The organism is Xanthomonas sp. CFBP 8443 (assembly GCF_025666195.1).
Lineage (GTDB): Bacteria > Pseudomonadota > Gammaproteobacteria > Xanthomonadales > Xanthomonadaceae > Xanthomonas_A.
This window is the reverse complement of sequence record NZ_CP102592.1, coordinates 4,290,650-4,313,814: the sequence shown is the minus strand read 5'-3', so window position 1 is coordinate 4,313,814 and position 23,165 is coordinate 4,290,650. Positions and strand designations below refer to the sequence as shown.

Annotated in this window: 18 protein-coding genes; 15 read left to right on the top strand and 3 right to left on the bottom strand. The window is 69.0% G+C overall.

Features of this window, described 5'->3' with window-relative positions; translation table 11 throughout:
- Positions 1-53: 53 nt before the first annotated feature.
- The 3 genes from NUG20_RS18020 to hslU all read left to right on the top strand — a co-directional run bounded on the left by NUG20_RS18020 (position 54) and on the right by hslU (position 2,346).
- Entirely contained in the window at positions 54-278 is a 225-nt protein-coding gene (locus NUG20_RS18020) for a DUF3079 domain-containing protein (protein ID WP_263395794.1), read from the top strand.
- A 48-nt stretch (positions 279-326) separates the two neighbouring features.
- Positions 327-878: an ATP-dependent protease subunit HslV gene (hslV, locus tag NUG20_RS18015; protein WP_003465879.1), complete on the top strand. Its 552-nt coding sequence runs from the start codon at positions 327-329 to the stop codon at positions 876-878.
- A gap of 100 nt (positions 879-978) precedes the next feature.
- Positions 979-2,346, top strand: coding sequence for an ATP-dependent protease ATPase subunit HslU (gene hslU / locus NUG20_RS18010; protein WP_263395793.1), 1,368 nt, complete (start codon positions 979-981; stop codon positions 2,344-2,346).
- A 338-nt stretch (positions 2,347-2,684) separates the two neighbouring features.
- Here the strand turns inward: hslU and NUG20_RS18005 are convergent, their stop codons facing one another.
- The 3 genes from NUG20_RS18005 to NUG20_RS17995 form a co-directional block, all read right to left on the bottom strand.
- The gene (locus tag NUG20_RS18005) at positions 2,685-4,049 is read right to left on the bottom strand and encodes a DUF2252 domain-containing protein (RefSeq protein ID WP_263395792.1); all 1,365 of its coding nucleotides are present in this window, start codon (positions 4,047-4,049) and stop codon (positions 2,685-2,687) included.
- Positions 4,050-4,136: 87 nt separating this feature from the next.
- Positions 4,137-5,312 carry an acetyltransferase domain-containing protein gene (locus tag NUG20_RS18000; RefSeq protein WP_263395791.1) on the bottom strand — a complete coding sequence of 392 codons (1,176 nt, stop codon included), beginning with the start codon at positions 5,310-5,312 and terminating at the stop codon, positions 4,137-4,139.
- 154 nt (positions 5,313-5,466) lie between these two features.
- On the bottom strand, positions 5,467-5,922 hold the full coding sequence (locus NUG20_RS17995) for a nucleoside deaminase (RefSeq protein ID WP_263395790.1): 456 nt from the start codon (positions 5,920-5,922) through the stop codon (positions 5,467-5,469).
- Between the two features lie 253 nt (positions 5,923-6,175).
- Here NUG20_RS17995 and NUG20_RS17990 point away from each other — a divergent pair, with 253 nt between their 5' ends.
- From NUG20_RS17990 to NUG20_RS17935, 12 genes are all read left to right on the top strand, one after another.
- Positions 6,176-7,315: a porin gene (locus NUG20_RS17990; protein ID WP_263395789.1), complete on the top strand. Its 1,140-nt coding sequence runs from the start codon at positions 6,176-6,178 to the stop codon at positions 7,313-7,315.
- Positions 7,316-7,469: 154 nt separating this feature from the next.
- Positions 7,470-8,231 (top strand): bifunctional demethylmenaquinone methyltransferase/2-methoxy-6-polyprenyl-1,4-benzoquinol methylase UbiE, encoded by a 762-nt coding sequence (gene ubiE / locus NUG20_RS17985; RefSeq protein ID WP_263395788.1) that lies wholly within the window; start codon positions 7,470-7,472, stop codon positions 8,229-8,231.
- Between the two features lie 134 nt (positions 8,232-8,365).
- Positions 8,366-10,309, top strand: a complete 1,944-nt coding sequence (locus tag NUG20_RS17980; RefSeq protein WP_263395787.1) for a M1 family metallopeptidase — start codon at positions 8,366-8,368, stop codon at positions 10,307-10,309.
- Positions 10,310-10,515: 206 nt separating this feature from the next.
- A complete protein-coding gene (locus tag NUG20_RS17975; protein ID WP_263395786.1) occupies positions 10,516-11,505 on the top strand; it encodes an alpha/beta fold hydrolase in 990 nt (329 codons plus the stop codon).
- A complete protein-coding gene (locus tag NUG20_RS17970; RefSeq protein WP_263395785.1) occupies positions 11,502-12,221 on the top strand; it encodes an outer membrane protein assembly factor BamD in 720 nt (239 codons plus the stop codon). Before NUG20_RS17975 ends, NUG20_RS17970 begins: the two co-directional genes overlap by 4 nt.
- A complete protein-coding gene (locus NUG20_RS17965; RefSeq protein ID WP_263395784.1) occupies positions 12,212-12,853 on the top strand; it encodes an HAD family hydrolase in 642 nt (213 codons plus the stop codon). The genes NUG20_RS17970 and NUG20_RS17965 overlap by 10 nt, the downstream gene beginning before the upstream one ends.
- Before the next feature lie 1,201 nt (positions 12,854-14,054).
- Positions 14,055-16,064, top strand: coding sequence for a methanol/ethanol family PQQ-dependent dehydrogenase (locus NUG20_RS17960; RefSeq protein WP_263395783.1), 2,010 nt, complete (start codon positions 14,055-14,057; stop codon positions 16,062-16,064).
- Complete coding sequence (locus tag NUG20_RS17955) at positions 16,061-17,812, top strand: quinoprotein dehydrogenase-associated putative ABC transporter substrate-binding protein (RefSeq protein WP_263395782.1); 1,752 nt, start codon at positions 16,061-16,063, stop codon at positions 17,810-17,812. Before NUG20_RS17960 ends, NUG20_RS17955 begins: the two co-directional genes overlap by 4 nt.
- A 77-nt stretch (positions 17,813-17,889) precedes the next feature.
- Positions 17,890-18,468 (top strand): c-type cytochrome, encoded by a 579-nt coding sequence (locus NUG20_RS17950; protein WP_263398524.1) that lies wholly within the window; start codon positions 17,890-17,892, stop codon positions 18,466-18,468.
- The gene (locus tag NUG20_RS17945) at positions 18,465-19,487 is read left to right on the top strand and encodes a beta-propeller fold lactonase family protein (protein ID WP_263395781.1); all 1,023 of its coding nucleotides are present in this window, start codon (positions 18,465-18,467) and stop codon (positions 19,485-19,487) included. Before NUG20_RS17950 ends, NUG20_RS17945 begins: the two co-directional genes overlap by 4 nt.
- 47 nt (positions 19,488-19,534) lie before the next feature.
- A complete protein-coding gene (locus tag NUG20_RS17940) occupies positions 19,535-20,644 on the top strand; it encodes an S-(hydroxymethyl)glutathione dehydrogenase/class III alcohol dehydrogenase (RefSeq protein WP_263395779.1) in 1,110 nt (369 codons plus the stop codon).
- Between the two features lie 15 nt (positions 20,645-20,659).
- Positions 20,660-23,056, top strand: coding sequence for a TonB-dependent receptor (locus NUG20_RS17935; protein WP_263395778.1), 2,397 nt, complete (start codon positions 20,660-20,662; stop codon positions 23,054-23,056).
- The last annotated feature ends 109 nt before the right edge of the window (positions 23,057-23,165 follow it).

The window sequence follows — 23,165 nt, the reverse complement described above, 5'->3', positions numbered from 1 at the left end:
AGCACGCCCGCGCTGCGGACACTGCCAGCTCCAACGCAGTGAAGAGGCATCCGATGGCCAAGCCCTTTCCATTGAAACCCGGGCATCCCGAGCGGATCTGCTGGGGCTGCGACCGCTATTGCGCGGCGGACGATCTGGCCTGCGGCAACGGGTCCGGGCGCGTCATGCACCCGATCGAGATGCAGGGCGAGGATTGGTATCTGCTGTGGGGCATCGAACCGGAGCCCGAGCATCCGGGCCGCGCCAGGATCGCAAGCGGCCGAGCTGCGGACGCTTGAACGGGCGGCGACGTGACCCCACACCTGAAGAATCGCTCAGGAGGCCGCATGGACCCCAGTCAGAACCCCAACGTTTTCCACGCCACCACGATCCTGTCGGTGCGCCGCAACGGCCATGTCGCGGTGGCCGGCGATGGCCAGGTGACGCTGGGCCATACCGTGATGAAGGGCAATGCGCGCAAGGTGCGCCGGCTCGGCCGCGACGGCCAGGTGCTGGCCGGTTTCGCCGGCGCCGCCGCCGATGCCTTCACCCTGTTCGAACTGTTCGAGGCCAAGCTCGAGAAGCACGGCCAGTTGACCCGCGCGGCGGTGGAACTGGCCAAGGATTGGCGCACCGAGCGCCGCCTCGGCAAGCTCGAGGCGCTGCTGGCGGTGGCCGACAAGGAAACCTCGCTGATCATCAGCGGCACCGGCGACGTGATCGAGCCGGAGGACGGCATCATCGCCATCGGCTCCGGCGGTTCCTACGCGCTGTCGGCGGCGCGCGCGCTGCTCGGCCACACCGAACTCGATGCCAAGACCATCGCGGTCGAAGCGCTGAACATCGCCGGCGACATCTGCATCTACACCAATCGCAACGTGGTGGTCGAAGAGCTGTGATTCGGGAGTCGGGATTGGGGATTCGCAAGAGCGCTCCTTTCCCTGTGTCCGGACACGCATCGATCGTTCCCATTCCGCTTCTACCAATCCCGAATCCCCAATGCCCAATCACGACACCTCAACCATGACCCCGCGCGAGATCGTGCAGGAACTGGACCGTCACATCGTCGGCCAGCACGACGCCAAGCGCGCGGTGGCGATCGCGCTGCGCAACCGCTGGCGGCGCATGCAGCTGCCCGATGCGCTGCGCAACGAAGTGATGCCCAAGAACATCCTGATGATCGGCCCCACCGGCGTCGGCAAGACCGAGATCGCGCGGCGCCTGGCGACGCTGGCCAACGCGCCGTTCGTCAAGGTCGAGGCGACGCGTTTCACCGAGGTCGGCTACGTCGGCAAGGACGTGGAGCAGATCGTGCGCGACCTGGCCGACACCGCGGTCAAGCTGTACCGCGAGCAGGCCAAGGTGCGCGTGCGCACCCAGGCCGAGGACCGCGCCGAGGACCGCATCCTCGACGCGCTGCTGCCGCGCCGCAGCGCCGGCATCGGCTTCGATCCGGAGGCCGCGCGCAACGAGCCCTCGGCGCAGGACAACGACACCCGCAGCAAGTTCCGGCGCATGCTGCGCGCCGGCGAACTGGACGAGCGCGAGATCGAGCTGGACGTGGCGGTCAACGTCAGCATGGACATCATGACCCCGCCGGGCATGGAGGAAATGGGCCAGCAGCTGCGGCAGATGTTCTCCAACCTGGGCGGCAGCAAGTCGCAGTCGCGCAAGCTGACGATCAAGGCGGCGCGGCCGCTGCTGATCGAGGAGGAGGCCGGCAAGCTGGTCAACGAGGAAGACGTGCGCGCCGCGGCGATCGAGGCCTGCGAGCAGCACGGCATCGTGTTCATCGACGAGATCGACAAGGTCGCCAAGCGCGGCGAGGCGGGATCGTCCGGCGGCGACGTGTCGCGCGAAGGCGTGCAGCGCGACCTGCTGCCGCTGGTCGAAGGCTCCAACGTCAGCACCAAGTACGGTACGGTCAAGACCGACCACATCCTGTTCATCGCCTCCGGCGCGTTCCACCTGGCCAAGCCCAGCGACCTGATCCCGGAGCTGCAGGGCCGCTTTCCGATCCGGGTGGAACTGTCGGCGCTGTCCAAGGACGATTTCATCCGCATCCTCACCGAGCCGAAGGCGGCGCTGACCAAGCAGTACGAAGCGCTGCTGCTGACCGAGGGGGTGACCCTGACGTTCACCGACGATGCGATCGACCGCCTCGCCGAGATCGCGTTCCTGGTCAACGAACGCCAGGAGAACATCGGTGCGCGGCGCCTGCATACGGTGCTCGAGCGCCTGCTCGATACGCTGAGCTACGAAGCCCCCGACCGCGACGGGCAGAGCGTCAATGTCGATGCGGCGTACGTCAACGCGCATTTGGGCGAGTTGGTGCAGGATCCGGATCTGAGTCGCTACATTCTGTAGTTGCGTTGCTTGCTGTGACTGCTTGCGTACCGGCACACAGCGGGCGAGCCGGCACCTTGTGGGAGCGACTTCAGTCGCGACGGGCTCTACCGGTAGATCCCGTCGCGACTGAAGTCGCTCCCCCAAAAGTTCCATCTGCGAACCGGATATGGAAGAACGCACGCTTGCGCGGCACGCAAGTGCCGCCGCGCTACCGGCGGGTGCGCGGCACGAATGCTCGTCAGGCGCCGGTCGCCGCAACCCTGTAGGAGCGGCTTCAGCCGCGACCGGGCATTACCGGTAACGCCCGGTCGCGGCTGAAGCCGCTCCTACAGGGTTCATGGCGGTGAATCCGGCGCTCAGTACAACGGCGTCCCCGCCTGATACGCGGCCGAGAACGCCTGCCAGTCCAACTGCACCTGCGCGGCGTAGTCGAACGCGAACTGGCGCAGTTCCGTTTTCAGCCCGCTCTTGCTGCTGGCCGCCGCATCGATCTGCTTGTCGATGCTGTAGCTCACCACCGCCGGGTCGTAGTCCTGGTCGGCCAGCGCATGCGCCGAGGCCAGCGCCTGTCCCAGGTAGGTGGCGGCGGTGGCCAGCTTGCCCGCGCTGCTCAGCGCGGCCGGGTCCAGGTCTTCCTGGAACGGCGATTTCTCGTGCACGTAGAACGGCACGCCGGCGACGCTGGCGTAGCCGATCAGCACGTCGGCATCCAGGGTCTGCGCCTTGGCGGTGCGCGCCACGCGCTCGCCTTCGTGACCGTCGTAGCTGGAGGCCGGCATCTGCGACGGCGCGGCGACGGCGACCACGCTGGCCGCTTCCTGTTTCCATTCCAGGATCACATCGTCGCCGGTCGAACTGCTCGCGCCTTCGATCAGCACGTACAGGCGCTGGCGGCCGAGGCTGCCGGTGCCCGAGCCGAGTTTCTGGCGCACATCCTTGATCGCGTAGTAGCTCGTGGCATAGCGCTTGGATGCCGCGATCGAGGTCACATAGCCGTTCATCGCGCTGGCGACCGACGCGGACGTCGTGCTGTCCACCGGGACCAGATTGTCCAGGTTCTGGAACGTGCGCCTGCCGCCGCCGACCGCGGTGTATTTGGCCAGCAGGCTGCTGCGGCTCTTGCCGTCGGCGCTGTCGATGGCCTTGGCCACCACGCCGCTGGTGTTGCTCTTGCCGAGCTGGAAACTCTTTTCGGCGTCGTTGCCCTTGAAGGCGCCGATCTTGTCCAGGTAGGCGCCGACCATCGTGTCGATCGCGCTGCCGATGTCGCTGTCGGACAGGCCGTTGTCGCGCCCGGCCAGGACCATGCTCGCCGCCAGCCGACGCAGGTCCCACACGTACTGGCCGAGATGGCCCTCGTCGAAGTCGGCGACGTGGAACACCGGCTTGCCGCTGCTGTCGCGCGCGGCGTCGAAGTTGCCGATGTGGGTGTCGCCGCCGAGCCAGGTATCGCCGGTCTGCGGCGTGGTCCACAGCGAGGCCGGCCAGGTCTTCATGTCCTGGTAGAACAGATGGTCGGTGCCGCGATAGAACGCGTAGGCGCTGCCGGCCATCGTCGCCATCTTGGTGTCCAGCTCGGCCTGTTGCGTGGCATAGGGATGGTTGTAGTCGCGGATCTGCTGCACCACCCAGGCGTCGCGCTGGCTGGCGGCGGTGGCGCAGCCGGCGGTGGCGGCCAGGATCAGGCCGATCAGCAGCAGGCGCGGCAGGCGGATGGGCATCGCAGGTCTCCAGGCGCGGACAGGGACACCAGTCGAGCATGCCGGCATTGCACGGCGATGAATTCCGGCCGCCGCGCCGCGTTCCCGCTAGAGATAGCGCAGCCAGGCCAGGTCGCGGCGCCGCGCCTTCAGTCGCGCGAACGCGGCGACCGGCCAGTACAGCGCCAGCCCCAGCACCGCGGCGATCGCCCACAGCGCGGCGACGCTGTCCACGCCGAACAGCGTGCCGTGGTTCGGCCCCCAGGACGCCAGCGCCGCCAGGTACAGCAGCCGCAGCACGTACAGGTGCAGCAGGTAGAAGAACATCGGCGCCGCGCCGATCGTGGCCAGCGGCGCCAGCGCCCTGGCCAGCGGCGGGTGCTCGTACAGGCGCAGCAACAGCAGGCCCACGCCCAGCGTCAGCAGCAGGAACAGCAGCGATGGCGGGTACTTGGTCACGTTGAAGAAGCTCATCGCGGTGCGCGCGAGGTCGGCGTGTTCGCGCCACGGCGCATCGCCGTAGCCGTTGTGCCAGCGCAGCAGATGGAACAGCGCCAGCGCGCCGATTCCGCAGGCCAGCAGCCGCCGCTGCCGTTGCGGCGGCGCGGCGGCGGCGCCGTACCAGGGGCCGGTCGCATAGCCCAGCGCGATCACCCCGATCCATGGCAGCAGCGGATACGAGGTGCGCAGGCGCAGTTCGCCCAGTTGCAGCCAGCTGCGGTCGTGCAGCACCGCCCAGGCCGCGGCCCACGGGCCGTCGCCGGCCACGTGCACGCCATCGAGCAGGTTGTGCCCGGCCACCAGCACCGCGCCGAGCAGCGCCAACAGTGGCCGCGGCAGCCACAGCAATGCCGCCAGCGCCAGCATGCTCAGCCCGATCGCCCAGATCACCTGCAGGTAGATCACCTGCGGCGGGAAGGCGAAGGTCCAGGCGACGTTGACCAGGGTCAGTTCCAGCACGATCAGGAACAGCCCGCGCTTGAGCAGGAACGCCGCCGCCGCGGCGCGGCCATGCGGCTGCCGCGCCGCGTACAGCCACGCCGACAGCCCGGTCAGGAACACGAACACCGGCGCGCACAGGTGCGCCAACGCGCGCGCCACGAACAGCGCCGGCGCGGTGCGCTCCACGTCCACCGGATCGCCGATCTGGTGGTGCAGGTAGAGCGTCTCGCGCACGTGGTCGAGCAGCATCAGCAGCATCACCGTGCCGCGCAGCAGATCGATCGAGGCCAGGCGCGAGGAGAGCGTGGGAGAAGCGAGGGAGACAGGGGAAGCGGAAGACATGCGGTGCGGTCGTGGCGATATTGAAATAATATAACATCGCTTTCCAGGTGCCTCTCCATCCCGCACCTCGCAGCATTCCTTCCCTTGTCGCCGCTGTCGGGCCGCGGCGCATCGCCGCACAGCGCCTGCGGGGCGGCAGCTGGCGCTGCCGCGCTCAGTCCTCGCCGATGTCCTCGTTCCACACGTCCGGGTTGGCGGCGATGTAGCCGCCGAGCAGGTCGATGCATTCCTGGCTGTGCAGGTCGATCACCTCGACCCCGCTGTCGCGCAGCCAGTCGATGCCGCCCTGGAAGGTCACCGATTCGCCGACCACCACGGTGCCGATGTTGAACTGGCGCACCAGGCCGCTGCAGTACCAGCACGGCGCCAGCGTGGTGACCATGATGGTGTCCTTGTAGCGGCGCTGGCGGCCGGCCTTGCGGAATGCGTCGGTCTCGCCGTGTACGGAAGGATCGCCCTCCTGCACGCGGCGGTTGTGGCCGCAGCCGAGCAGGCGGCCGTCGTTGTGGTACAGCGCCGCGCCGATCGGGATGCCGCCTTCGGCCAGGCCCTGGCGGGCTTCGGCGATGGCGGTGTCGAGCAGGGCGCGGTAGTCGGGCGTGGCGATCATCGAATGGGTTCCGTGGCGGGAGAGGGCCATAGTGCGCATGGCGGCGCGGGCTGTCACCACCGCCAGCCCAGGCGCGGTGCCGCCTGCGCGCACGCCGGCCCGGTGCGTGCCGCATCGGCATGCCGGCCATCGCGCGTGTGGCTTTACTTACCGCGCAAATAGGGCTATGAACGCTCTACCCCACCCCCCACATCGCCGGCTCGGCGCAGGCCTTGCTGCAGAAACGCTGTTGTCCGATTGCAGGAGACACGCGATGCGCACCACGATGTGGAAAGGGATTGGCGGGCTGGCCGTGGCCGCAGGGATGGCGACCGGCGCGCAGGCGCAGGACCAGGAAAAGGCGCAGGGACTGCAGTGGAGCGACGGCGCGGCCAGCGCTTCGCTGTACGGCACGCTGGACATCGGCTATGTCGGCCGCCGCGGCGGCAACGGCGCGGTCGCCGATACCGGCACCGACAACGACCTGCAGAGCGCGGCCGGCTCGGACGGCAGCAACGTCGGCCTCAAGCTCGGCTACGCGCTGGGCGGCGGCACCCGCCTGATCGGCGAGGTTGAGGTCGGCGTCAACCTGGCCGGCGACGAGGACGCCGGCAGCGGCGGCGATACGTTCTACACCCGCCATGCCTGGCTGGGCGCGACCGGCAAGTGGGGCACGCTGCTCGGCGGCACCGTCGATGGCGGGCGCGCCGCGGTGCTCAAGCAGTACGATCCGTTCAAGGGCCGCTCCGTCGCCAGCGCCGGTTCGCTGCAGGTGGTGGTGTCGCGGGCCAAGGACGCGGTGGTCTACGTCACGCCCACCTGGCAAGGCTTCAACGCCACCGTCGCCTACACGCCCAACCTGCTCGGCGTCAGCGACCGCGACAGCCGCAGCCCGCTGTATGCGGTGATCCTGGCCTACAACAAGGGCCCGCTGAGCATCGGCTACGACCACGAGGAAGAGTGGTGGGAGGACGTGCCCGGCCTGACCCGGCTCAAGATCAATCTGTTCGGCGCCAGCTACGACTTCGGTCCGCTCAAGCTGTACGGGTTCTACGAGCGCATCGACATCCAGCAGCCGTTCGACGTCACCGCGCTGGGCTTCTACCACGAGCACAAGGGCTATCTGCTGGGGTTCACCGCGCCGATGGGCGCCAACGGCCTGTGGAAGGCGGCATGGAGCCGGCGCGATTCGTCCTACGTGGACAACACCTGCGACAAGTGGGGCGTGGGCTACCAGCACGCGCTGTCGGCCAAGGCCTATCTCTACGCCGACTACGCGCGCATCCACAACGACGCCGGCGGCACCTGCACGATCGCCTACAGCAACGAGCAGACCTCGGCCGACCTCGGCCAGGGCGATGCCGGCGGCTACGGCATCGAGGGCGTGGACTTCGGACTGGTGCTGAAGTTCTGATCGCGCCAGCGGCCGCGCACGCCTCGCCGCGCGCGGCATGGACGCTGGCGTAGATCGTCGGAGCGTGCGGGGCCGTCGGGCGCCGGCCGGCTCAGCGGCGGCTGCGACAGAGCGCCGCGGGCCACGGCGGCGCCAGCAGTGCGATAATCCCGCCATGAGCGAATCCCCCTACAAGACCGGCACCACCCATTTCGGCTTCCGCGACGTCGATGCCAAGGACAAGCAGAAGCTGGTCGGCGAGGTGTTCACCTCGGTCGCCGGCAACTACGACCTGATGAACGACCTGATGAGCCTGGGCATCCATCGGGCCTGGAAGCGCTATTTCGTGGCCACCGCGCAGGTCAAGCCGGGCGACCGCGTGCTCGACCTGGCCGGCGGCACCGGCGACATCGCCGCGCTGCTCAAGGAGCGGGTCGGCGACGAGGGCGCGGTGGTGCTGGGCGACATCAACGCCGGCATGCTGTCGGTGGGCCGCGACCGGCTGACCAACCGCGGCTTGGTCGCGGGCCTGGACTACGTGCAGTGCAACGCCGAGGCGCTGCCGTTCCCGGACCGCAGCTTCGACCTGGTGACCATCGCCTTCGGCCTGCGCAACGTCACCGACAAGGACGCCGCGCTGCGCGAGATGTACCGGGTGCTGAAGGTCGGCGGGCAGGCGCGGGTGCTGGAGTTCTCCGCGGTCACCGCCGACTGGTTCAAGCCGATCTACGACTTCCATTCGTTCAAGATCCTGCCGCGGCTGGGCCAGCTGTTCGCCAAGGACGCCGACAGCTACCAGTACCTGGCCGAGAGCATCCGCAAGCATCCGCCGCAGGACGCGCTGAAGGACATGATGGCCGAGGCCGGGTTCGAGCGCAGTCACTACAAGAACCTGACCGGCGGGATCGTGGCGATCCATTCGGGTTACAGGATCTAGTCGAAGTGCCGGATTGGGGATTCGGGATTGGGGATTCGTAAAGAGCGCACGCCGCTTCGCTGTTGCGAATCCCCAATCCCCAATCCCGGCCGTCAAGGTAAACTTCCGGTTTCCCCGAACCGGTGCTGTCCGCCATGCGTTCCCCGTTCCTGTTGCTGTCCCTGGCCGCGGTCATCGCGACCGGTTGTTCCCGCGAGGCTCCTAGCGAAGCCGCCGCTCCCGCCGCCAAGCCCGCGCCCGCCGCCGCCGCCGTGAAATCCGCCGACCGCAGCCACGATGAAAGCTCCTACGCCGAGCCGGGCAAGGTCGTGATCAAGGACCTGGCGCTGGACCTGAAGCTGGATTTCGACAGCAAGCAGATCGGCGGCACCGCCACCTATACGCTGGAATGGAAGGACAAGGGCGCCAAGCAGTTGCTGCTGGACACGCGCGAGCTGACCATCGAGCAGGTGCAGGGCGACGACGGCAAGGGCAACCTGGCGCCGCTGCAGTACGCGCTGGCGCCGGTCGACAAGATCTACGGCAGCAAGCTGACCATCGAGGCGCCGAACCAGCCGCAGAAGATCACTATCGCCTACCACACCGCGCCGACCGCCTCGGGCCTGCAGTGGCTGGAACCGTCGATGACCGAGGGCAAGCAGTTGCCCTTCATGTTCAGCCAGTCGCAGGCGATCCATGCGCGCAGCTGGGTGCCGCTGCAGGACACGCCGAGCGTGCGCTTCACCTATAGCGCGCACGTGACCTCGCGTCCGGACGTGATGGTGCTGATGAGCGCCGACAACGACCCGAAGGCGGCGCGCGACGCCGACTACACGTTCAAGATGCCGCAGCCGATCCCGTCCTACCTGCTGGCCATCGCCGCCGGCGACCTGGTGTTCAAGCCGATCTCGGCGCGCTCGGGCATCTGGGCCGAACCGTCCATGGCCGACAAGGCGGCCAAGGAGTTCGAGGACACCGAGAAGATGATCGTCGCCGCCGAGACGCTGTACGGCCCGTACCGCTGGGGCCGCTACGACATGCTGGTGCTGCCGCCGTCGTTCCCGTTCGGCGGCATGGAAAATCCGCGCCTGACCTTCGCCACGCCGACCGTGATCGTCGGCGACAAGTCGCTGGTGTCGCTGATCGCGCACGAGCTGGCGCACAGCTGGTCCGGCAACCTGGTGACCAACGCCAGCTGGAAGGACATCTGGCTCAACGAAGGCTTCACCACCTACGTGCAGGCGCGCATTACCGAAGCGCTATACGGCGCCGAAGCGGCGGAGATGGAGCGTGAGATCGACCAGACCGACCTGCTCGCCGAGGTCAAGGACATGAGCCCGGCCGACCAGGCGCTGGCGCTGCCGGCGCTGACCGAGCGCGATCCGGACGATGCGCTGAGCCAGGTCGCCTACGTCAAGGGCGCCTGGTTCCTGCAGTTCCTGGAGCAGCGTTTCGGCCGCGCCACCTTCGATCCGTTCCTGCGCGGCTGGTTCGACGACCACGCGTTCCAGAGCGCCAACACCGACCAGTTCGTCGAGTACCTGAAGAAGAACCTGCTGGCCAAGAAGCCCGACGCGGTCAGCGAGGCCGAACTGCACGCGTGGCTGGACGAGCCGGGCATCCCGGCGTTCGCGCAGAAGGCGCGTTCGCGCAACTTCGCGATGGTCGATACCGCGCGCATCGCCTGGGCCGGCAGCGGCACCCTGCCGGGCAAGCAGGTCACCGATGCCTGGAGCACGCAGGAGTGGACGCGCTTCCTCAGCGGCCTGGGCGCCACGCTGAAGCCCGAGCAGCTCAAGCAGCTCGACGCCGCCTATCATTTCACCGGCACCGCCAACGGCGAGATCGCCATGCGCTGGTATCCGCTGGCGATCCGCAGCGGCTACGCCGAGGCGCGTCCGGCCGCCGGCGAGTTCATCGCCCGCGTCGGCCGCCGCAAGCTGATCCTGCCGATCTACGCCGAACTGGTGAAGACCCCGGACGGCCTGGCCTTCGCCAAGCAGGTCTTCGCCCAGGCCAAGCCCGGCTACCACCCGATCACCACGGTGTCGGTGGAAGACATGCTGACCAAGGCCGACAAGGGCGCTGCCGCGCACTGAGGCACACGCCATAGAGGCAGTATCTGTGGGAGCGACTTCAGTCGCGACGGGCTTTACCGGTAAAGCCCGTCGCGACTGAAGTCGCTCCCACATTTGTTAGAGGCGCCCGGAGGTCCGCCTAACATGTTGTCCCATGCAGGACTTGGCGCAGGCCGGGTCGCATGCGAAGGTAGGCGCATGGCACGTTTACGGTTCCCGGCTCCTGCATGTTGCTGATGATGGTGTTGCTGCTGTTGCTGGCGCTCGCCGCGACCGTGCTGCTGGCGTTGCTGCTGTGCGCGCTGTTCGCGGTGCGCCGCAAGCCGTTCCTGCTGGTGCGCCTGGAAAGCCTGCGCCTGCGCAGCGGCAGCGGCCTGCAGCGCCACCAGGCGCAGGTCGCCGGGCATCGTTGGACCTATCTGCACCGCGCCGCGGCCGATCCCGCCGCGCCGACGCTGCTGCTGGTGCACGGCTTCACCGGCAGCAAGGAGAACTGGCTGCCGCTGGCGCGCGCGCTCGGCACGCGCTATCACCTGTTCATTCCCGATCTGCCCGGCTGGGCCGAGAGCCAGCGCATCGACGGCGAGGACTACGGCTTCGCCGCGCAGGCCGAGCGCGTGGCCGCGTTCGCCGCGCAGTGCGTGCGCCGTGCGGGCAGCGACTGCGTGCTGGTCGGGCACTCGATGGGCGGCGGCATCGCCGCGCTCGCCGCCGCGCGCCATCCCGCGCTGTTCGACCGCGTCGGATTGCTCAATGCCGCCGGCGTGCGCTTTTCCGACAACGCCTTCGGCCAGGCGGTGCTGGACGGCGACAATCCGTTCGCGGTGTACGACGCCGACTCGCTGCGCCGCTACATCGACACGGTGTTCCTGCTGGAGCCGAGCAAGCCGCGCATCCCGTCCTGGGCGGTGTCCTCGATCGTCGCCTGGCGGCGCAGCGAGGCCGACTTCGAACAGCAGGTGCTGGCGCGGATCGGCCGCAGCGACGAAGCCTTCCTGCCGTTCGACGAAGCGGCGCAGATCCGCCAGCCGGCGCTGCTGCTGAACTGCGTGCAGGATGCGGTGATCGATGCAAGCGCGCTGGCGCTGTACGCCGAGCGCGTGCCGCAGGCGCTGCAGGTGTTGCTCGACGGCAGCGGCCACATGTCCATCGTCGAGAAACCGGCCGAGGTCGCACAGGCGATCGATGACTTGATCCAACGAGGAGTTCCCCGATGAAACGCATTCTGCTCGGCGCGCTGTGCGCCGTCGCCCTGGCCGGTTGCGGCGACCACGAGGCCGAGCGCAAGGCGCAGGCCGCGGCCGAGGCGCAGGCCAAGCAACAGGCCGCCGACGACCTGGCCAAGCAGTACGACGCCGCGGTGAAATCCGGCAACTGGGACCTGGCGCGGATCCATGGTGCGGCGCTGCTGGAGCAGTATCCCGGTTCGGACGCGGCAGAGCGCATCCAACCCGACTATGCCGAGGTCAAGGCCAAGGGCGAGGCGGCGCGCGAACTGCGGCGCATGCAGGCCGCCTGGGAATATTCGCAGGTGCCGGCCGGCAAGGGCACGCAGCGCTCGGCGATGCTGTACAGCCGCGACAAGGTCGACGTGGACGGCAGCGGCCCCAAGCCGGTGCAACTGGTGTTCCGCGATCATCCGGAGTGGAAGCGCAGCGCCTACCTGGTGCTGCAGGCCGGCGATTTCCGCTGCGCCGGCGGCTGCAAGGTGCAGCTGAAGGCCGACGACGCGGCGCCGCGCGCGGCCGCGGCGTGGCGCCCGAACACCGACGAGGCGATCGCGATGTTCATCACCGACCACAAGGCGCTGTGGAAGCTGGCGCGCAAGACCACGGTGCTGCAGATCGAATTCCCGGTGAAGGCCGGCGGCACCCGCACCGCGGTGTTCGAGACCGGCGGCCTGGACGGATCGCAGATGCCGGGATGGGACTGAGCGCGATGGGCGAGGGTGCCGCCGCGCACGCTGCGGCGCTGCGCCAGGTGCGGCACTGGGTGTTCGACATGGACGGCACGCTGACGCTGGCCGTGCACGATTTCGCGCTGATCCGCCGCGAGCTGCAGATCCCGGCGCAAGCCGACATCCTGCAGCACCTGGAGGCATTGCCGGCCACGCAGCGCGCGTCCAAGCACGCTTGGCTGCTGGAGCACGAGCGCGCGCTGGCCACTGCCGCGATCGCCGCACCCGGCGCGCCGGCGTTGCTGCAGGCGCTGCACGCTGCCGGATGCCGACTGGCGGTGCTGACCCGCAACGCGCAGGAACTGGCGCACCTGACCCTTCAGGAAATCGGGGTCGACCACCTGTTCGAGGACGTAGCCGTCCTGGGCCGCGACGAAGCGCCGCCCAAGCCGCATCCGGGCGGCCTGCAGCAGCTGGCCGCGCACTGGGGTGTGGCGCCGCACACGCTGGCGATGGTCGGCGATCATGCGTACGACCTGCAGTGCGGTCGCGCCGCGGGGGCGACGACGGTGCTGTTGCATCCGGACAATCCGTGGCCGGCGCTGGCCGATCTGCATTTCGCCGATTGCGCTGCGCTGCTGGCGTGGTGGCAGGACGCTGCCGCGTAGGGCGTCTCTCTGTGGGAGGGACTTCAGTCCCGACGCTTTATCGGTGAAGCCCCGTCGGGACTGAAGTCCCTCCCACACAGTGAAAGCTTGCCAGTTGCGGTTGTTGCCTCTGCCATACAGATCCGGTTTCCTGTGCGCATGCGTCGCTTGGCGAATCGCTATCTCTGAATCTTCTGGTTCTACTGCCACCACCGCCGTAGTGGGAGGCAAAAGCAAAAGGCAAAGCAAAGCTTTTCGCCTTACGGCGAGTTACTTTTCTTTGCTTGTGCAAAGAAAAGTAACCAAAAGAAAGCACACCCCGCCTCCGCGCCCTCCGCGCTGCGCGCTCCGGGTCCGCGAATAGGCCGGGATTCGCGGAAGGGGCATCCTGCCCCTGCCGCGAACGGCGCACATCCATGTGCGCCGCCCCTTCGGGGTTTTTCCCGGCCTATTCGCCGCTGCGTAAGGGACCCCGAAAGTCCAAAGCAACAGCAAGAGCAACAGCAAGAGCAACAGCAACAGCAACAGCAACAGCAACAGCAAGAGCAAGAGCATGCGGCTGCGGACGCGGCGGTTGCCGTCCTGCGCTGGGATTCTGCGACGCTGCAGATCCAGCAATCCTCGTGGTGCAATAGTGTTGCTCAAATCCTGCATGGAGCCAGAGGCGCATCGGTACCGTGCATAGGCGCTGATGTTGAACACCAGTTGCGTGTAGCGGCGCACGTGCGCCACCGGAACGGATGCTGGCTCGCCGCCAGCGGTTGCGAGTGTGGGCCGAGGTCGGCCAGGTACTGCGCCTCCAGCGCTGGATACTCGGACTCGCTGTTGCCGCCATGGCCGCTGTGCTGGTTGAACGGCACCTCGGACAGCAAATAGCCGTCGCGCCATGCGCACCGGTAGCCCGGTCACCGATCGGGGCGGAGCCCGGCCTGCCTTCTTCCAGTCGCGCCGGTCGCTGTCGCTTTGGCGGACGCTCCGCACCCGGTTGCGCCAACGGCGATACAAGCGCGTGGCACAGAGTGTGCCGTTCCTGATACAGCGCGGGCGCGGGGCAAGAGTGCGCCTGCGTTGACGCCACAGCCGATGCTTGAGGCGTAAGGATGCCGCAGTGCAGCAGCGCGCTGGCACGTCGATTGCTCTCTTTCTCGCGATGTTTCCGCATCCCGCCGCGCCAGCCGTTTGACGGCAAGCGCCACGGCACTTCAACGAGGGGAGTAGAACGATGCACAGTCATCCATGTCGTACCCGCACCTGGACGCTGCTCGCGCTGGCCACCGCGCTGGTGCTGGCCGGTTGCAAGAAGCAGGAAGAGGCTGCGGCGCCTGCCGCGCCCGCAGCACAGCAACCGGCCGCTGCCGCGCCCGCTGCGGTGGCCGACACCGACACCGAGTTCGCCAACAACGTCAGCAATCCCGACAACTGGGGCGGCATCGGTCGCGATTTCGCGCTGACCCGGCACAGCCCGCTGGCCGAGATCAACCGCGACAACGTCAAGAACCTGAAGATGTCGTGGGAAATGAAGACCGACGCCACCCGCGGCCACGAAGGCCAGCCGCTGGTGATCGGCAACATCATGTACATGGTCAGCGCGTATCCGAACAACGTGTTCGCGATCGACCTGGCGGCGCAGGAAGACGGCGGCAAGGTGCTGTGGAAATACACCCCGCAACAGGACGAGCGCTCGGTGGCGGTGGCGTGCTGCGACACGGTCAACCGCGGCGCGTCCTATGCCGACGGCAAGCTGGTGTTCGGCAGCCTCAGCGGCGACGTGATCGCGCTCGATGCCAAGACCGGCAAGGAAGTGTGGAAGCAGAAGATGGCGCACCCGGACAAGGGCGAGACCATCACCATGGCGCCGATCATCGCCGACGGTAAGGTCGTCGCCGGCATCAGCGGCAACGAGTTCGGCGTGCTCGGCCGCGTCGCCGCGTACTCGCTGGCCGATGGCAAGCAGGTGTGGTCGTGCGACGCCGCCGGCAGCGACAAGGCGATCTGCCTGGGCGCGGACTTCAACAAGGCCAATCCGCAGCACGGCCAGCTCGGCGACCTGGGCATCAAGACCTTCCCCAACGAGGAATGGAAGCGCGGCGGCGGCGCGGCGTGGGGCTGGTACAGCTACGATCCGAAGCTGAAGCTGGTCTATTACGGCACCGGTAATCCCGGCCTGTGGAGCCCGTCGTACCGCTGCGGCAAGACCACGCAGGAAGAGTGCAACAACGGCGAACACGACAACAAGTGGTCGATGACCCTGTTCGCGCGCAAGATCGATACCGGCGAGGCGGTGTGGGGCTATCAGAAGACGCCGTTCGACCAGTGGGACTACGACGGCATCAACGAGCCGATCCTGGTCGACCTGACCATCGACGGCAAGCAGGTCCCCTCGGTGGTGCAGTTCGACCGCAACGGCTTCGCCTACGTGCTCGACCGCCGCGACGGCACCCTGCTGCGCGCGCACAAGTTCGTGCCGGCCAACTGGGCCGAGAGCATCGACATGAAGACCGGGCGTCCGATCAAGGTCGCCGCGCATTCGCCGCTGGAACGCGGCAAGAAGGTGCAGGCGTTCCCGTCGGCGATGGGCGGCAAGGACCAGCAGCCTTGCTCGGTGGATCCGGCCGATTCGGCGGTGTTCTTCTGCGGCACCAACAACTGGCACATGGAGCTGGAGCCGCAGGAGCGCGGCAACACCATGATGGGCCTGCCGTACGTGTTCGCCAACGTGATGATGAAGCCGAACGAGCCCGGCGCGCTGGGCATCGTCAAGGCGTTCGACGTGGTCAACGGCAAGTCCAAGTGGGAGATCAAGGAGAAGTTCCCGGTGTGGAGCGGCACCCTGGTCACCGACGGCGGGCTGGTGTTCTACGGCACGCTCGACGGCTGGTTCCGCGCGGTGGACAAGGACACCGGCAAGAAGCTGTGGGAGATGAAGTTGCCTTCCGGCATCATCGGCAACCCGATCGCCTACAAGGCCAATGGCCACCAGTACGTGGCGGTGTTCTCCGGCATCGGCGGCTGGATCGGTCTGCCGATCGCCGGCGGCCTGGACCCGGGCGATCCGTACGGTGCGCTGGGCGCGGCCGGGCTGGCCTTCAGCAACGGCTTCGACAAGATCCCGTTGGGCGGCATGGTGCATACCTTCCGCATCGACGGCACCGGCAAGACCATCACCCCGACCGCTCCCGCCACCGCGGCGGCGGGCGGAGCGCCGGCCGCCGCGGCCAAGACCGCGCGATGAGTCGGCGGCCACGCGCCCATGCTGCGAACGCGTGCCGCAAGGCACGCGTCTCGCGGCACCTGCACCAGGGCGCGCGCGCCGTGTTGCTGCTTTGCAGCCTCGGACTCGTCGCCGCAGGTTGCACGCGCGAGCCGTCGTCCGCGACGGCTCGCGTTCCTGAGGCCGCCTCCACCGCGGCCGCCAAGCCGGCGGCGGAAACGCCCGCCACCGCGATCGCCGCCGATGCGGCGGTGCTGCGGGTCTGTGCCGATCCGGGCAACATGCCGTTGTCCAATCGCGCAGGCGAAGGCTTCCAGAACAAGATCGCGCAGGTCCTCGCCGAGGCGATGGGCCGACGCCTGCAATACGAGTGGCGCACCTACTATCAACGTGGGTTGGCGCGCAGCACGATCAACGCCGGGCGTTGCGACGTGCTGATGGACATGAACAGCGACTTCGAGATGGGCCTGCCCACGCGTCCGCTGTACCGCTCCACCTATGTGCTGGTGACCCGCAAGGGCCTGGCGCTGCAGCCGACGTCGCTGGACGATCCGGCGCTGAAGAAACTGAAGATCGGCGTGTTCCAGAGTTCGCCGGCGCGGCAGGCGCTGTACGACCACGGCGTGACCGGCGACGTGCAGTACCTGTTCTACGATTCGTCGACGGCGCCGGAAGAGCATCCCGGCAAGCTGGCCGAACGCGTCGCCGGCGGGCAACTCGACGCCGCCGAATCCTGGGGCCCGGTCGCCGGCTACTACGCCGCGCGCGGCGGCCTGGGCATGGTGCCGCTGAACGTCATCGACGACGAAGTGCTCGAGTATTCGATGGCGTGGGCGGTGTCGCGCAAGAACGCGGCGCTGCGCGACGCGCTGAACGAGGCGATGCAACGCAGCGCCGGCAAGATCGACGCGATCCTGCGCGAGTACCACGTGCCGCTGGTGGCCTGCGCCGAGTGCGTCGTCAACGGCGACCTGCGCTCGCACGGCAGCTACGCCACGCCTGCCACCGATGCCCCGGCACCGAGCCCGCAGACCTCCTCGGCGATGCTGGCGCAACTGCAGCTGCGCATCGCCGACGGCGCCGATCCCAATCAGGAACTGGCGCATGCGCTCGACGCCGGCGATGGCGTGCGCGTGGCCTGGCTGCTGCGCCACGGCGCCAGCGCCGACCGGCCCAACCTGCTGGGCGAGCCGCCGCTGCACCAGGCGATCCGCAACCAGGCGCCGGCGCTGGTCGGCGAGTTGCTGGCCGCGGGCGCCAATGTGGAGACCCGCGACGGCAACGGGTGGACGCCGTTGATGAAGGCGGCCTGGTCCAACGATGCGCAGAGCACCGAACAGTTGCTGGCGCGCCGGGCCAAGGTCGACGTGGTGTCCAAGGACGGCTGGACCGCGCTCGACCTGGCGATCTCCTACGCCGATGTCGAACTGGTGCAGGCCTTGCTCGGCGCCGGCGCCAACGTGCGCCGCAGCAATCCGGCCGGGTTCACCCCGGTGATGTTCGCGGTGGCGCGCAACGACCCCAAGATGCTCGACGCCCTGCTGGCGCGCGGCGCCGAGGCCGACCGGGCCAACCGCGCCGGCGTCACCCCGTTGATGCTGGCCGCCGCCGCCGGCCGCGAGGACGCCACCCGCCGCCTGCTCGCCGCCGGCGCCAATGCCGCGACCCGCGACGCCGACGGCAAGACCCCGGCGGCGCTGGCGCAGCAGCGCGGCGATGCGTCGCTGGCGCAATTGCTGACGGAGGCCGAACACCGACGCACGCAATGATCGCCACGCTCTTCCTGCTCGCGCCGCAGCCGCGGCGTTTACGTCCCCACAGTCCGTCCCGCAAAGGTTCTTTCCCCATGCGCAATGCCGTCGTCCGCCGTTCCGTCGTGCCGAAGCTGCTGTCCCTGTCCCTGTTCGCGTTGACCCTGGTCCTGGCCGCCTGCGGCAAGGATGCCCCGCCTTCCGCGCCCGCCGCCGCTGCGCCTGCCGCCGCGTCGGCCGCCCCCGCGGCCGCACCTGCGTCCAACACCGCCCCGGCCGCTGCGCCGGCGGCCGCCGCCGCGACCCCGCCGCCGGCGGCAGTCACCCCGATTCCGAAGGGCCCGCCGGTGAAGGTGACCCCGGAGCTGGCCGCCGAAGGCAAGAAGATCTTCATGTCGGCCGGCTGCAGCGCCTGCCACGGCGGCACCGGCGGCGGCGGCATGTGCCCGCCGCTGACCAACGACGTGTGGGTCTACGGCCACGACGACGACACGCTGCGCGCGCTGATCGACGAAGGCACCGCCGGCATGACCGCGCACGGCAAGGTCCGGGTCGGCCATGAGAAGGTGGTCGGGCAGATGCCGCCGTTCGCGCCGGTGCTCAAAGAGGGCGACACCGAAAAGCTGCTGGCCTTCATCCACTCGATCAACAAGACCGCGGGCGCGGCTCCATGAGGTCAGCGGCACGACGCATGCTGGGCATCGCTGCGCTGGCGCTGCTGTCGGCCGGTGCGGCCTGCCAGCGCGCGCCGGCGCCCGCCGCCGACAGCGCCGCGGCCAAGCCGCCCGCACCGCCGGCGGCCGCGCTGGCCTACGTGCCGAACCAGCGCGCCGGCACCATCTCGGTGATCGACACCGGCACCGACGTGGTGCTGCGCACGCTGTCCGCGCAGGGCCAGCTCGGCAAGCGCCTGCAGCAGATCCTGCCCGGGCCGGCCGGGCACCTGTACGTGATCGACGCGCAGGGCCACCGGTTGCTGGAACTGGATACCGCGCAGGACCGCATACTGCGCAGCGTGGACATCGGCGAGAACGCCGAGGGCATCGCCGTGTCGCCGAACGGCGAGCAGTTCGCGGTGTGCGTGGAAGGGCAGAATCAGGTGATGCTGATCGATCCGGCCAGTTTCGCGATCGGCGCGCGCATCGCCACCCAGGGGCAGGCGCCGGAACATTGCGTGTACAGCCCCGACGGCGCGCTGTTGCTGACCAGCAACGAAGGCTCCGACGACCTCGACGTGATCGACCTGAAGGCCGGCAAGTCCACCGGCGTCATCGCCACCAGCGGCCATCCGCGCGGCATGGCGTTCGCGCCGGACGGCAACACCGTGTACGTGGCGCAGGAGTCGGCCCACGTGGTCGACGTGGTCGACCTGGTCGCGCGGCGGCGCGTGGCCAGCATTCCGGCCGGGCAGCGCACCGCCGGGGTGACCATCTCGCACGACGGCAGCCGCGTCTACGCGTCCAACGGCGGCGCCGGCACGGTCAGCGTGATCGATCCGGCGGCGCGCAGCACCCTGGCCGAGATCCCGGTCGGGCAGCGGCCGTGGAATCCGGCGCTCACCGCCGACGGCAAGAAGCTGTACGTGGCCAATGGCCGCTCCAACAGCGTGAGCGTCATCGACACGACGACGATGAAGGAGATCAAGCAGATCGCAGTGGGCGAGATGCCCTGGGGTGTGGTCATCGCGCGGTGAGGCGAGGGACGCATGCGGCGCGGCAGCAGGATGTCGGGGAGAGCTGAATGAAGACGCGAGCCGCGGTCGCCTGGGCGGCGAACCAGCCGCTGGCCATCGAGGAGGTGGACCTGCAGCCGCCCAAGGCCGGCGAGGTGCTGGTGCGCATGGTCGCCAGCGGCGTGTGCCACAGCGACGCCAGCACCCTGTCCGGCGCCGATCCCGATGCCGCGTTCCCGGTGATCCTGGGCCAGGAAGGCGCCGGCGTGGTCGAGGAAGTCGGCATCGGCGTGAGCAGCGTGCGCCCCGGCGATCACGTGATCCCGCTGTACATGCCCGAATGCGGGGTGTGCAAGTTCTGCCGTTCCGGCCGCACCAACCTGTGCCAGGCGATCCGCGCCAGCCAGGACCGCGGGCTGATGCCCGACGGCAGCAGCCGCTTCTCGCATCGCGGGCGGCCGATCCTGCACTACATGGGCACCAGCACCTTCGCCGAGTACACCGTGCTGCCGGAAATCGCGGTGGCCAAGATCCATCCGTCCGCGCCGCTGGACAAGGTGTGCCTGCTCGGCTGCACGGTCACCACCGGCATCGGCGCGGTGCTCAACACCGCGCGGGTGCGGCCCGGCGACAGCGTGGCGGTGTTCGGGCTCGGCGGCATCGGCCTGTCGGTGGTGCAGGGCGCGGTGATGGCGCGCGCCGGGCGCATCATCGTGGTCGACATCAACCGCGACAAGTTCGAGCTGGCGCGCGCGCTGGGCGCCACCGATTGCCTGGACCCGAAGGATTTCGGCGCGCCGGTGCAGCAGGTGATCGTCGACCTCACCGACGGCGGCGCTGATCACAGTTTCGAATGCGTGGGCGACGTGCGCGCGATGCGCGCGGCGCTGGAGTGCTGCCACAAGGGCTGGGGCGAGAGCATCATCCTGGGGGTGGCGCCGAGCGCGCAGGAGATCAGCACGCGGCCGCTGCAGCTGGTCACCGGCCGCGCCTGGCGCGGCAGCGCGTTCGGCGGGGTCAAGGGCCGCAGCGAACTGCCGGCCTACGTCGAGCGCTACCTGGCCGGCGAGATCCGCATCGACGAGCTGATCAGCGAGACGCTGCCGCTGCAGGACATCAACCGCGCCTTCGATGCGATCCGCGAGGGCCGGGGCATCAAGTCGGTCGTACTTTACTGAAACCAAGGAGCAGGCATGCGCAGACACAACGGACGCACCACCCCGCAGGCGAGCGCGCTCGCATTGGCCGTCGCCGCCGCGGTCGCCCTGGCCACCGCGCCGGCCGGCGCGCAGACCACGGTCAACGCCGGCGATGCGCAGATCACCGCGCTGGACCGGGTCGAGGTCACCGCCACGCCGATCCCCGGCACGCTGATCGACGCCGACCACCTGCCGTACACGGTGCAGACCGCCAACGCCGACGACATCGCGCGCAGCCAGGCCGGCAACCTCACCGATTTCATGCTGCGGCAGATGAACGGCGTGGACACCAACGAAGTGCAGGGCAGTCCGTTCCAGACCGATCTCACCTTCCGCGGCTTCCGCGCCTCTGCGCTGCCGGGCGCCTCGCAGGGCGTGTCGGTGTACCTGGACGGGGTGCGCATGAACGAGCCGTTTGCCGACATCGTCAGCTGGGACATGATGCCGGAGGCGGCGATCCGCAGCGTCGCGCTGATGCCCGGTTCCAATCCGTTGTTCGGGCCGAACACGCTCGGCGGCGCGCTGGCGTTCACCACCCAGTCGGGCCTGACCGCGCCCGGCCTGCGCGCCGACCTGTCGTTCGGCAGCGGCGCGCGCAAGCGCCTGGATGCCTCCTACGGCTACGCCGGCCGCGACGGCCTGCATGCCTTCGTCGCGGTCACCGGCTTCGACGAGGACGGCTGGCGCGACGCCTCCGAAGGCCGCCTGGGCACCGTGTTCGGCAAAGTGGGGCGGCAGGGCGAGCGCACCGACTGGGACGTGTCGCTGCTGCACGGGCGCAGCCGCCTGATCGGAAACGGCCTGCTGCCCAGCGGCCGCTACACCGACGAGGGTGTCGAGCCGGGGCTGTACGAAGCCGACCGCGAGGCGGTCTACACCTCGCCGGACCTGACCCGCAATCGCAACACGCTGCTGACCGCGCAGATGGACCATCGCTTCGACGCGGACACCGCGCTGCACCTGCTGGCGTATTACCGCGAAGGCCGCCGCAACACGGTCAACGGCGACATCAACGAGGACTACGAGGAATTCGTCGAGGAATGCGCCGACGGCTACGCCGCCGACGGCACGCCGCTGGACGACGACTGCGAGGTGCCGCGCGCCGAGGCCGATGCGCTGCACAGCGGCGTGCTCAACACCACGCAGATGCGCCAGCGCGCCGAAGGCGTGGCGCTGAACTTCAGCCACCAGGCCGGCGCGCATGCGCTCAGCGTCGGCGCCACCTACGACCGCAACCGGGTGCGTTACCGGCAGTACGAACAGGAGGGTTTCGTGCAGGACGACCGCTCCGTCGCCGCCGATCCCGACGAGGAGCGCGAATTCTTTTCCGGGGTCAGCGGCCGCAGCAGCACGCTGGGCGTGTTCGCCGCCGATACCTGGGAAGTCGCCGAGGCCACGCACGTGACCGCGGCGTTGCGCTGGAACCGGGTCGAGGTCAGCAACGTGCTGTCCACCGCCGAGGATGGCGCGCTGCCGCGCGAGCGCTTCGTGTTCGCCAAGGCCAACCCGTCGCTGGGCATCACCCAGCGCCTGGGCGGCGGCTTCACCGCCTTCGCCTCGGCCTCGCAGAACAGCCGCGCGCCGACCGCGATCGAACTGGGCTGCGCCGATCCGGCACGACCCTGCCGGCTGCCGACCGGGCTGCAGGCCGATCCGCGCCTGGAGCAGATCGTCTCGCGCACCTACGAAGTGGGACTGCGCTGGAACCCGTCGCCGGACCAGGCCTTCAACGCCTCGCTGTACCGCGCCGACAACCGCGACGACATCCTGTTCCTGCGCGCGCCGAACACCCAGCTTGGCTACTTCGACAACGTCGACCGCACCCGCTACCAGGGCGCGGACCTGAGCTACCGCGCCAGCAGCGGCGCGCTGCGCTGGTTCGCCGGCTACAGCTACCTGGATGCGACCTACCGCAGCGACGGCGAGCTGCAATCGGGCGAACGCACCATCGACCTGCATCCGGGCATGCGCATCGCCGGCCTGCCGCGCAACACGCTGAAGCTGGGCCTGGAATGGCAGGCGCTGGCGCAACTGGCACTGGGCGCGGATCTGCGCGCGTTCTCGCGGCGCGTGGCCAGCGGCAACGAGGACGGGCTGGCAGAGAATGCCGAGGACGGTGAGGATGCGGCGCGCCACGACCTGTCCACCGGCGGCTACGCGTTGATCGACGTGCACGGGACCTGGCAGATCGCCGAGGGCCTGTCGCTGTACCTGCGGGTCAACAACCTGTTCGACCGCCGCTACGAGACCTATGCGGCGATCGCCGAGGACCTGTTTCCCGACGGCGCGCTGGCGCGCCCGCAGGACGCCGCGGTCGAGGACGGCCCCTCGCGCTTCGTCGCCCCCGGCGCGCCACGCCAGTACCAGGTGGGCTTGCGCTGGCGGTTCTAGGAGGCGCGCGCTGCCTGCCGCGGTGCTCGGCGCTGTGGAACACGCGAGCGAAGCCGCCACTGGTGGCCCGCCACGCTGACTGCTACCCGCCAGGCCCCGCATTATTGTA